Genomic DNA, 12,036 nt, shown 5'->3' on the forward strand with positions numbered 1-12,036 from the left:
ACGGTGGGAGAGGTGCGCCCTTGGCGGCCCTGACTCCCGGCGCACTGTTCTTACCTCAACTCGCTCTGCACTCAGGCTTCGTGGGGGCCGTTCACCTGATCTAGTGAACTCTGCCGTTTCGGCTCGCCGGGGCGCCGAGACCGGTGGCACATTCGGCGGTGCACGTCGGTGGCTCATCACCGGCGTCCGCCTCATGCCGCCGTCGGCGGAGCAGGAGCAAGCTGCGAGATTCCCAAGCGCCCCATGGTGCTGTCGGGTTGATCCTTCTTCGGACGTTGGCAGGTGGACCGTACGGGGCAGGGAATTCCGCGCATCTCCGTTCATGGGTGCCGGTTCACGTCTTGCCGGCACGAGGCTTTGCGCTCGGGCGCGTGTCATGTCCCCGAGAGACGGGGCTTGTGCTTGCCCCGGCACGGCCGGGTGGAAGGACGACACCATGGCCACGAAGCGGCCTGACGGCGACTACCCCTACATCGGCACCACCATCTGGGGTGAGCGCCTCGCGGACGCGGTCGAGAACACCTGCGCCGCCCTGGAGGTAGTGCCGCCTCCCCGGCAGGCGATCACCGAGGGTCTCGCTACCGCTCTCCCGGACACCGAGATCAAGAACCTGATCTCCACCCAGCGGGGCAAGAGGGTTCTCAAGCAGACTGCTCACCGGCTCGTGCAGGCCGGCACCGACCAGGTGCTGCTGCTGATGTGCGATATCCACGGGGCCGCGGCTGCCCCGTGGCACCTCAACGACCGCACTGTCCCGGCCTGGTCCCCGCCCCTCCCGGAGGCCAACCAGCGCGTCGAGGACCTCGTCGCCGCCGAGGCGGCGCTGGAGGAAGCCACCAAGGCCGCGAAGTCCGCCGAGAAGGAGGCGGAGGCTTGCCGTCGCGCGCCGGGAGACGAGCCGTACACCGCGCAGGCGCTGGCGGCGGCCACGCAGAAGCACCAGGACGCCCTTCGCCGCGTGACCGAGCTTGAGGACAGGCGTCAGGTCCTCCTCGCTGCCCTGGGTAACCGGAGGCCGCGCCCCGTGGTCCGCTCCGCGGAGGAGGAGGGGGAGCCGAAGGCAGCGCTCGTCCTGGCGGAGCAGCCGTACGCGGTGGCCTTCCACCTGCAGCGCTACGCCGCCGAGAGCCTGGAGCGTGCCGGCAGGACCCGCGGGTACGACCTGGTGGAGTCCCTGGTGGACGCGGGCCAGCTCTCCAAGGGCATGAACGTCCTTCAGCAGTGGCAGATCACCAGCTCCGACGGCACGGTGTCGAAGCCGTGGCGGCTGGCCGCCGTGACCGGCAACAACCGGGCGCTGGCCCGTCTGGACGTCTTCCGCGTGCGTCCGGAGCACCTGGTGACGGGATTGCCCCAGTCCCTGGTGTCCCTTCCGAAGGAGAAGGCCGACCCCGGGCTGCTGCTGCTGAGTCTGCGGGAGATCCTGAACCGGATCTCCACCCGGCTCAACCATGACGCTGCCCACCCGGAAACGGAGCTGACCGACCCGTCGCTGCGGGCGGGGAAGATCGCCACGGTGTCTGCGGAGATCGTGATCGGCTGCAGCAGGCCGGAGGCGCTGGAACACGTCCTGAGGACGCTGAACGTCAACGACCACCTGCGCGGCATTCAGCCCTACGACGAGGATGCGCGCCTGATCGCCCTGTTCGCGACGCTCGTCGACTCCTATGCCAGTGCGTCGCTCCTGGCCACGGCCCTTGCCGGGGCGTTCCCCAACGCCCGAGGTGCGGACCTCCTCGACCTGGCCGGCGTGCGCGACGCGCTGACCGCCAACGGGCCGCTCGACCCGCTCGAGCCGCTCGTCCCCGCCGGCGAGGAGGTCTCGCCCGTCGTGCTGCGCGACATCGCGGTGCGGGCCATCACCGCGCTCGTGTTTCCCGGGATCCCGCCCGAGACGACGCCGAAGTCGAGCAGGCGGACCGTCCGTGACACGGGGCGGTTCTGGCCGATCGTGCGGTGCGCACTGCAGGAGCCGGCGTGGAGCCAGATCCGGGCGAAGACGGCCGAGGCGCGTACGCGGCTGTGGTCCGCGGCTGTCGCGCAGCTGTTTCTGCACCGGGGCAACATCCTCTCCGCGCTGGGCTTCTTCGGTACGACGGAGATCAAGGAGGGCGCCGGGCAGGACCCCCGGCCGCTCAAGGAGCTGTTCCTCGGGGCGGAGGCCGGTGACCCGACCGCCTGGACCGCCCTGGTCCAGCGGATGGCGCCTGCGCTGATCCACGCGCCGCAGCCGTTCATCACGCCCGGCCAGGGCAGTGAGGCGAACGAAGGGCGCAAGGGCGTGCGCCGCACCCCCAGCAGTGCCCTCGCCGCTCTTACCCTGGCGTACACGCAGAGCAACGTCCCGAACATCAGCCGGGCCCTTCTCCTGGCGTTCGCGAAGGCCGTGCTGGAGCACCCGGACGCGACGCAGCCGCCCGAGGCGCAGGACGGCACGCCCATGGTCTGCTACGGCGAGCAGCACTGGAGCGAGAAGGACCGGACGCCGATCACCGCGGGCATGGTGATCGCCCCGGACATCGAGGGCCGGCCCACCGGCTACGTCGCCGACAAGGCGTGGTTCGACGAGATGTTCCCCGTGGAGCTCGGCCGCCCGGCCCCGGCCGGAGGAGACGCCAGCACTTCCATGGGCACCGGGAACAGTGCTGGTGCCGGCGACGGCGGCACCTCCCGCGAGGAGGTGCGGGTCGACCCCCGAGACCAGCTGGACGCGCTGCGGCAGCAGCTGCCCGCCCGTGTCGAGCTCGTCGAGGGGAGTTACCAGCGGGCCGTGGACTCCGCCCACACGCTGATGACGGACTTTGAGGAGGCACGCCGTCTGCGGGCCCAGCTCGGAGAGGATCCGCTGCCGGCCGATCAGCGGATCGAGTGGATGGAGAAGCTGTCGAAGGCGCGGGACGCGGCCCGGGCCAGCGTGACGTCGCTCGACCAGGTGGAGACGCTGATCCTGCAGATCTGACCGGCCTGGAAGGTCTGATCTCTTCAGCAAGAGGGCCCGCACGTACTTGGTACGTGCGGGCCCGCTGTTGTTCGAGACCGGCACCGTCGGGCTGGGAGGCGAGGGCGACCGGTCTGCTCAGCGATGCCGGGACCGCTAAGCGGGTGGGCGGTGGCGGTCGCGAGCAGCAACTGCCTCTCCTCCGCCGCCTCGGTGCGGTCGGGCACGACTGCCGGCGGGGCGGGCGAGGGCGATCTTGTTCGGCTTTCTGGGTGGCGTGATGGCCTGGCCAGGATGATCGCGTCTGAGACCGAGGTAGCCGTCGTCCAGCAGTACTTCCACGTCCGGAAAGTGCTGGAAGCAGACGCCGATGCCCTCATTGCGTGCGGCGGTCGCATCGTGCATCCGCCCCGGCCGCAGGGCGTCGGTCCAGAGCGTTCGGCCTTGACGGTCGGCGACGACGGTGGCCTTCATCGTGTTCTGCTTCTTCTTGCCCGAGACGAACGCACGGCGTCCGCCACGGCCGGCCAGGGGCCTGCGGACCTGGACCTCGGTGGCATCCAGCCGCAGCTCGACGCCCTCGGCCTGGGCATAAGCGAACACGTCCGCCAGGGTTCGAAGCCGCAGGCCAGGGCGGTCGGGGACCGCGCATCCCCGCTCGGCCAGGAGCCTGCGTATCTCTCCGATCGCGCGGGTGACGGTGGAGCGGTCGACACCGAACAGCAGGGCAAGGAGAGAGTGTGGGAGGTCGTGCCGCAGGTGGATCAGTGTGGCGACCAGCCGATCGATGTACACCAACTGATGCCGGGCGCCTGCCCCTGCCGCTCGCTTCCTGGCCCCACCGCGTGTCTGGTGGCATCGTCCTTCGACAGCGGCCTGCCACGGGTCGGCCAACTCCTCAAGCAGGCGGGCGAGATGAAGCCGGGAGATGCCCGTGAACACCTGATCCGCGAGAACCATCCGGTCGAACATGATCGTCACGATCGGATCATGCCACCCACCAGCACGGATGCCTCACCCACTATCACGCACCAACTCGTAAGGGCTTGCCGGGAATCAAGTCGTGGCTTCCGGCTGTGGGAGTCGTTGTTCTGGTATGGGGAGACCGGAGGGGATCGAGGCCGTCCTGGCTGCGAAGTTCCAGGCATGGTTGCCGCATCTGGACGAGCGGCAGCGTCGGCTGGCCATAGGGGCGGAAGCGCTGTCGCTCGGGCATGGTGGGATCAGGCTCGTCGCTGCCGCGGCCGGGGTTCGAGAGGGCACGGTCTCGCGCGGTGCGGCTGAAGTGGAGTCTGGTCAGGTTCTGGTCGGGCGGGTCCGTCGTTCTGGCGGGGGTCGGAAAAGGCTGTGGACCTTGATCCGGGGCTGCGGCCGGCACTGCTTGCGCTGGTCGAGCCCGACGAGCGGGGCGATCCGATGTCGCCGTTGCGTTGGACGACGAAGTCGACCCGGAAGCTGGCTGTGGTGCTGACCCGGCAGGGCCATCGAGTCTCCGCCGACACGGTCGCCGGCCTGCTGCGGGAGGAAGGCTTCAGTCTGCAGGCCAACTCCAAGACCATCGAAGGTGCCCAGCACTCCGACAGGGACGGCCAGTTCCGCTGCCTCAACGACCAGGCACGAGACCACAGGGACGCCGGTGACCCGGTGATCAGCGTGGACAGCAAGAAGAAGGAACTGATCGGCGACTACAAGAACGCCGGGCACGAATGGCAGCCCTCAGGGCAGCCTGTGAGGGTCAAGACGCACGACTTCCCCGGCCAGGCCGAGAAAGCGATTCCCTGCGGAATCCATGACATGGCGGCGAACACTGGCTGGGTCAGCATCGGCACCGATCACGACACCGCGGCGTTCGCCGTCGCCTCGATCCGGCGCTGGTGGCAGGCCCGCGGCCGGCACGACTATCCCCGCGCCCGCCGTCTGCTGATCACCGCCGATGGCGGGGGCTCCAACGGCTACCGCACCCGCGGCTGGAAGACCCAGCTCGCCGACCTCGCTGCCGAGACCGGCCTTGAGATCACGGTGTGTCACCTTCCGCCCGGGACCTCGAAGTGGAACAAGATCGAGCACCGGCTGTTCTCTCACATCACCATGAACTGGCGCGGCAGGCCCCTGACCAGCCACGAAGTCATGCTCCAAACCATCGCCGCGACCACCAGCCGCACCGGCCTCACCGTGCATGCCGAACTCGACAGCGGTGAGTACCCCACCGGCATCCGCATCAGCGACGAGGAGATCGCCGCCCTGCCCATCACCTGCCACCGCTTCCACGGCTACTGGAACTACACTCTCCACCCCCAGCATCCGACAGACGCTGCGACCACCAGCAGCACACCTGGCGAGGCCCCGGCAGACAGACCGACTCACCTCACACGGCACTTGCTCCAGGACCCGGAACTGACCGGGATGACCCGCCGGCAGCTCAGCGAACTCATCGACCTGATGACCCCAGCGATGGAGGTTGGACGCGAGCAAATCCTCCGCACACGTCGAGGTCACGAGCGTCTGGTGGCCCCTGGCGCAGGTGCCAAAGCCAAACTCACCTCAGCCGACCGGGTCCTGGTCACCGTGCTCCACCTGCGAAAACTCGCGGCCATGGACCTCCTGGGCCAGCTCTTCAACACCACCCCCATGACCATCAGCCGCGCAGCGAAAGATGTCCGCCCACTCCTGGAAGCCCATGGTGTCCACCTCCCCGCCTCAACAGCCCGATTCCGCACACGGGAAGACATCACCAGGTTCCTCAACCCCGACCAAAACAAGATCAAACCAACGTGTTGATTCCCGGCAAGCCCTAAGTGAATCGTCACTCCTCTCAAGGCCGCCCACCTCAAGCCCGTTTGCTGACTGCCGGCACGGCGACGAGGCGCCGCCCAGTCCCAGGGGGGGCGCCTCGTCGTCGTGTGAGCGCGATGCCTAGGTTCAGGCCAGGGCCTCAGGCATGCCGCTGGCAGGAGGTTCTGCTGGGTCAGAAGAGGTTTCCGAGCCAGGCTCGCTGTTCGACCGAGTCGGACTGCCGCGGGGTGAAGGGCGTCTTCCACTGGCCGGTTCCCCGGTAGACGTACAGGACGGTTTCGTCCGTCATGTACCCGTTCGACGCGAGGAGGTCGTTGCGGCCGTCCGCGTCGACGTCGCCGATGCCGATGATCTCGTCGTAGGTGTTCCAGCCGCCGCCGATCCGTGTCCGGGCGGCGAAGGTGCCGTCGCCCTTCCCGAGGTAGAGCCAGAGGACTCCGGCCTTGTCGCGGGCGACGAGGTCGCCCGCGCCCGCGCCGGCGAGGTTGCCGGTGGCGGTGAGCTGGTTGTAGACGCCCCAGCCGCCACCGACCTTCTTGCGGGTTGCGAAGGGGCTCTGGGGGTTGCCGGTGGAGCGGTAGAGCCACAGCACGCCGGTCTTGTCGGTGGCCAGGAGGTCGGGGCGGCCGTCACCGGTCAGGTCGGAGCCGGCCGCCAGCTGGTTGTAGATGCCCCAGCCGGCGCCGATCCGGGTGCGCGGGGCGAAGGGCGTCTTGTGGCCGCTTCTGCCCTGGTAGAGCCACAGGATGCCGCTCTTGTCACGGGCGACGGTGTCGCCGGTGCGGGTGCCGGCCAGGTCTCCGGCGGCGAGGATCCGGTCGTAGACGTTCCAGCCGCCGCCGATCGGGAGTTCGTAGGGCGACTCGTACGGCTCGAGGCTCCATATCTGCCGGATGTCGTACGACGAGAGATGGCCGTCCCAGTGGCGGGCGAGGACGTCGGGGGAGCCGTTGTCGTCGAAGTCGTGCGGCCGGGGCGCGCGGGTGAGGGTGAAGGAGCCCTTGCGCTCGATGGACGGGCCGACGCCGTTGGCGGGGGCGGCCTTCATCGTCCAGGTGTAGCCGCCGTTGAAGGCCGGGAGGCCGTCCTTGTAGAGGCCGTTCCAGGTGAGGGAGTGGGTGGTGATGCCCGCGCGCGGCTGCTGGACGATCTTCACGGTCCGGCCGGACGCCGTGTGTGTCAGCGTCAGGGTCGTGCCGGCGTTGAAGCGGCTGAGAGTCCAGCCGGCGTTCAGCTTTCCGCCCGCGCGGTCGAAGTCGAGCGTGCCGGCCGGCGGCAGGTTCTCCTTCACCACGGCCAGGGCGGTCGGCCGGTTGAAGGAGCGCAGGAGGGTGGCGGTGGGCTTGCCGGTGGCGGGGTCCTGGGCGATCCGGTACAGGCCTTCGCCGTGTGTGAGGGTGCCGCCGAGGACGAGCAGGCTCCCGTCGGGGCTGTTCGCCACCGAGGCCGCGTGGTCCAGCAGCGGCACGTCCGCCGCGCCGTTCAGTGACCTCGCGGTGAGCGGGGTGTACGGGTGGGGGGAGGTCGCGGTGCCGCCGCCCGGCTTGACCAGCGTCACCCAGTCGCCCACGTGGTGCACCGTCAGGCCGTGTATCTGCCGGCGCAGCAGCGGCGTGGTGGCCACCGGTGCGTCCGTGGCGCGGGAGAGCACCTGCAGCTGCGGGTTGTCCCCGTACGGGCCGAGCACCCAGGTCAGGTGGTTCGGCGTCACGGCGATCGCGGTGTCGAGCGCCTCCGGGAGGAAGTAGTGGGAGGCGGTGATCTCCCCGGTGGCCGCGTCCACCGTGCTGAGCCGCCCACGGTAGTAGCCGTTCTGTATCGGCTCCCCGTAGGAGATGGCCAGGCTGTCTGGGCCGGAGGAGTAGCTGAACATCGGCCGCGAACCCTTGGCCAGGTCGAGCTTGCGGTCCCCGACCTGGCCGTCCTCGCCCCGGGAGACGAGATGGAACTCCTCGGCGCCGCCCACGGTCGCTGTCATCAGCAGCGACTCGCCCACGACACGGTCCAGCGTGTACCGGGTGGCGGCGGTGTTGAACGCCGAGGTGTCGATCACCACCGGCCCCGTCGTCCCGCTCATGTCGGTGAGCGTGAACACGGCCCCCTTCTGGGACACGACCAGATCGGTACCTGCGCTCCCCCAGTAGGACCCGGCCGGCAGCACAGTGGTGGCACCGTCCGACAGACGCGTCCAGCGGTGCACCGCCGCGCCACCGGTCCCGGTCCGGCTGAGCATGCCTGTCTTCCCGGCGCTGAGCAGTACGGAATCGGCGGGTATGGCCAGCGGTGCGATCGCGTCCGCCGTCATCCCGGGTCCCGACTCAGCCGTGGGAGCCGCGAACGCCGGTGTGCTCAAGGCACCTGCGCTCAAGGCGACAGCTAGGGCAATGGCCGGGCTGAGGTGCTTCAAGGGTGGGACCTCCTGTGCTGCGGTGTGAGGGACGTTCACATCACTCACACCAGACTTGTAACAGCCGTTCAAGGTTGTACGGATCCGTAGACAGGGCTGCCAGAAGTCGGTTCGGGCCAGGCTCATGCCCCGTACAGCCCCGGGATCCGGCCGTCCGTTGCGTCTGGCGAGCGGGAACCGAACGAGTTTGAGATCACCGGACGCGGAGGTGAGTGACGTGACCGCGAGACCAGTGACTGCAGCCTTGCGGTCGGCCATCGTGATGGCAGGCGCTCGGCTGTTTCCAGCCGAGCGCCTGCACGTTGCCTTACCGCTTGGCGGCCCTATCGACGCTTGCGGCTCTCCTGCGAGCAGGACGGTTTCTTGCTGATGGTGTTGGTGTCGGGGTCAGGAGAGGCTCTGGAACTCGCTCCAGCCCCCGTTACCGACGACGGTGCCCACTCCGGCGGGGTTCGAGTAGAAGAGGAGCTTTCCATCGCCGCTCGTGGCCCAGAGGTCCGACTTTCCGTCACCGTTCGCGTCGGGCACGGCGGTGAAGAGCGGACGGTTGGCAACGGTCCAGCCGACGCCGATGACGCTGGAGGCCGATCCGTTCCCGAGGCCCATGCCGCTCTTGTCGATGCCGCGGTAGAGCTTCAGTTCGCCGCTGGCCTTGTCCCGGGCGAGGAGGTCGACGTGTCCGTTCTTGTCGTAGTCACCAGGCGCGACGAGGCTGAGGTTTGTCCAGCCACCGGTGCCAACTTTGATCGGGTCCTTGACCGTATCGAGGTTCTTGCTTGAGGTTCCGAAGACGAGCCAAAGCTCGCCGGCTCGCTTGACGAGCAGGTCGGGGCGGGCGGGGATATCTTTGCCCTCGGTGTATACGCCGTCTGTGTCCTGGTCGATGAAGCCGTCGACATCACCCACCGCAAGGATCTCACTGGCGTCTGCCCAGAGCAGGGGTACGTTGGCAGCACGCTTCGGAAGGTCGAACGTCACCACGTCGTACTGACAGTACTTGGCGCCGTCCGCTTGTTCGTCCACCGACGACGTGCAGGCATAGCCGAAGCCGTTGTTCGGGTAGAGCTTGAGCTCCTTCTTGCCGTCGGCGCCGGGGACCAGGGCGATGAGGTCTTCGTATCCGTCCTGGTTCCAGTCTCCGCGGTGGGAGATCGAGGACCCGCTGAAGTCCTGCCCCGAGGCGACGCTGGCGGCGGCATGGCCGCCGTCACCTTGGCCGCTGTAGATCCACAGTTCGCCGTCGGTGCGGACGCCGTAGAAATCGGCTGTGCCGTCGCCGTTCAGGTCACCGGGTGCATCGGGAGTTCCAGGGCTGTTGGCGTAGAACGAGTACCGGGTGGTGAGGGAGATGTTTCCGCCCGCGTCGATGGAGCGCACGCTGAGGATGTGCCGGCCGGCCGATGGCGGTCTGAGGGTGAGGGTCACCCACGTTCCGGTCGTCTTGCGGACGGTGGGGTCCCAGTCGGTCCAGTACTCGATCTTCGGTGAGGGACCGGAGTCGTGGGCGATCACGTTGAAGGATCCGGGATCGCGCGCCATCCCGGTGGTCGCGGGCCAGCCGTTCGTTCCGTCCGGGAACGTTGTCGAGGAGACCGTCGGAGGAGTCTCGGGACTGCTGGAGTCGAAAACGAACTGGCAGGACTTGGTCCAAGCTCCGCTGAGCTCGCCGTCCTCTGCTCGGGCATACCAGAAGAAGGTTTCCGTGCCTGAGGCGGTTGCGAGTTTCTCCAGCTTTTCTTTGGTGACGATGAGGCTGGCACCATTGCCCGACGTCACGTCGACGGTGGTGTTGATCTTCGGCCCCGAGTCGTGGTGCCCCGAGGGCCAGAGGACGAAGCGGGCCTTGACCATGCCGCCGTCAGGATCGGAGAAGACACCCCGGAGCATGAGATCGGTGTTGCCCAGTGTCTTGGTGAGCATGCCCTGATTGGCGACGCACTCTGTCGTGCCCGTGTCGGGGTTGGTGTCGGGGTACCTCACCGCGTTGGGGTACGTGTTGTAGACCGTCCTCAGCTTGGCCGAGCCCGCGTCGAACTTCTTCCAGGCGAAGACATCGCTTTCGTTGGAGGCGCGGAGCCCCAACGTCATGGCGCCCCACTTTCCGTTCTGTGCCTTCACCGCCTCCGGGGTGACGTCGAAGGCCAGGTTCCCCCCAGGGCACGCGCTGCTCCAGCCGCGGGCGTCGTCGACGACGTAGCTCTTCGTCGCCCACATGTCATCGTTGTCCTGGTTGTTCCAGGTGGTCGCGGAGGAGATCCCGCCGGTGAGCCAGAGCTCGACCGGGCGGTGCTCGCAGGACCAGGACCAGTTGTTCTCAATGAAGAATGTGGACCACTTGATGTCCTTCTTGGTGTTCCACAGGTTGTTCGTGTCCATGCGGAAGAAGGAGCGGGCAAGGCCGTTGGTGACGTTCTCGTAGCCCACACGAGCGGTGTTCGTCCCGACCGACTCGTCAGAGTTGTGCCAGCCCGCCCCACCGAAGTAGGCGGTGTTCGGGGTGCGCTGGTACGCGATGGCCCACGCCTCCCGTGCGCCGGGAATCGCGTACTCGGGGTCGATGAACACCGGGTAGGTCGTGTCCTCGCCGGTGAGCAGGGACTGGTCCGGAGTCAGCGAGAGCGAGCCGGCACCGACAGATACGTCCAGATCGGCCTGCTTGGCTGCCTGTCCAGGCTCGAAGAGATTGTCGGGTGAGGTCGTCTGGGCCCGTGCCATGGCTGTCCGGGCGAGGCCGGCGGGCGCAGAGCTGTCCCACATGCGGGGTGCCGGAGCCGTGAAGACTTCCTGGCCGAGCGAGTTGGTCGCGGTCAGATTGCCGTGGGGGTCTGTCGCGACATCGACGCCGTCGGTGGACATGCCGAAACGGATGGTGTCCAGCTCGGGGTTCGCGGCTGCCTCGGGCGTCTTGACGACCAGGAGCTGGCTGAACCCTGAGTTACCCGCGCGCAGAAGCAGATCGACGCCCGGCAGTACCTCGGGATAGGTGGCGGTGTCACCGTTGAGCCTTGGCTCTGGGAGCGCCTGCGGCCAGCTGAGGGCGAAAGCCTGGTTGTTGTGGCCCAGTGTGACGGTCGTGCCTGTACCGCCGGCGGAGAACGAGATGTCGGCCTTGGTCGCGCGCGTGGTGACGCGGCCGTCATCGGTCTTGACGAGCGTCGTGTCGATGGGGACAAGCGCGTTGTCCTGCAGCGTCCACCGGGGAAGCACATAGCGGTCTTCGGTGAATGTGCCCGATGCGTCGACGAAGAGCTGAGAGTTCTCGGTACGACGAGCGATGACTTCGGCCTGCCCGCCGGTCTCCTTCGCCTCCTGGAGGGCGAGCTCCTCGGGCGACGGCGGCGGTGAGGCGGTCAGTCCCGGTTCCGTGCCATCGGCGGCAGGCGCTGCCGTTCCCTGCGGCGCAAGCGCGGTGCCGAGCAACGCCGCTGCCGTGGACGCCACGACGACGGCGGCCAGCGCCGGTCTCTTTCTGGTGGTGCGATTCTTCACGCTTCCCCTCCCTGGATGGATCGCCTCGAACAGTAGGTCGCATGAGCGGTGGTCCCGACTCCAGGGGGCCCAACCTTGCCACTTGTCTGGAATTCATCCATCTGATGCAGGTTCAGAAGGACATGAAGTGTTCTGGCCTGCAGGTTTAGTCACAACTTGATCTAGTAGCAGCTTGCTTTTCAGTCAGATGTTCACTTCCGTCCGTGGGCTTGTTAGCTTCGGTCGGTTCATGATCTGCGTGTATCGCGCATGTACCAAAGGGGTGGGGCAACCGCACATGAGAAGAACATCTAGATCCAGTCAGATGGTCGGGACGGTTTCAGTCCTGACGGCTGGGCTTCTGGCGGCGGGCCTCCTAGGCGGACCCGTCTCAGCTGCTGCCGTCGCCTGGACACCGGCCGCACCGAAA

Annotated in this window: 4 protein-coding genes and 1 pseudogene; 2 read left to right on the plus strand and 3 right to left on the minus strand. The window is 67.8% G+C overall.

Going from position 1 to position 12,036, the window contains the following annotated elements:
- Positions 1–436: 436 nt before the first annotated feature.
- Positions 437–2,959, plus strand: a complete 2,523-nt coding sequence (locus tag ACFXMG_RS31145) for a hypothetical protein (RefSeq protein ID WP_383818499.1) — start codon at positions 437–439, stop codon at positions 2,957–2,959.
- 135 nt (positions 2,960–3,094) lie between these two features.
- Here the strand turns inward: ACFXMG_RS31145 and ACFXMG_RS31150 are convergent, their stop codons facing one another.
- Positions 3,095–3,910 (minus strand): transposase family protein, encoded by an 816-nt coding sequence (locus ACFXMG_RS31150; RefSeq protein ID WP_383818628.1) that lies wholly within the window; start codon positions 3,908–3,910, stop codon positions 3,095–3,097.
- Positions 3,911–4,034: 124 nt separating this feature from the next.
- Between ACFXMG_RS31150 and ACFXMG_RS31155 the strand changes: the two are divergent.
- Positions 4,035–5,716, plus strand: a pseudogene (locus ACFXMG_RS31155) (ISAzo13 family transposase).
- Between the two features lie 187 nt (positions 5,717–5,903).
- Here the strand turns inward: ACFXMG_RS31155 and ACFXMG_RS31160 are convergent.
- Positions 5,904–7,808: an FG-GAP repeat domain-containing protein gene (locus ACFXMG_RS31160; RefSeq protein ID WP_383818497.1), complete on the minus strand. Its 1,905-nt coding sequence runs from the start codon at positions 7,806–7,808 to the stop codon at positions 5,904–5,906.
- 717 nt (positions 7,809–8,525) lie between these two features.
- Positions 8,526–11,627 carry an FG-GAP repeat domain-containing protein gene (locus ACFXMG_RS31165; protein ID WP_383818495.1) on the minus strand — a complete coding sequence of 1,034 codons (3,102 nt, stop codon included), beginning with the start codon at positions 11,625–11,627 and terminating at the stop codon, positions 8,526–8,528.
- Positions 11,628–12,036 lie beyond the last annotated feature (409 nt).

It is taken from the genome of Streptomyces sp. NPDC059201 (assembly GCF_042754585.1).
In the GTDB taxonomy this organism is placed as follows: domain Bacteria; phylum Actinomycetota; class Actinomycetes; order Streptomycetales; family Streptomycetaceae; genus Streptomyces.

Bases quoted from the DNA above. Each gene is read 5' to 3' on its own strand.
- ACFXMG_RS31145 (WP_383818499.1), top strand. From the start codon at position 437: ATGGCCACGAAGCGGCCTGACGGCGACTACCCCTACATCGGCACCACC.
- ACFXMG_RS31150 (WP_383818628.1), bottom strand. From the start codon at position 3,910: ATGTTCGACCGGATGGTTCTCGCGGATCAGGTGTTCACGGGCATCTCC.
- ACFXMG_RS31160 (WP_383818497.1), bottom strand. From the start codon at position 7,808: ATGAGCGGGACGACGGGGCCGGTGGTGATCGACACCTCGGCGTTCAAC.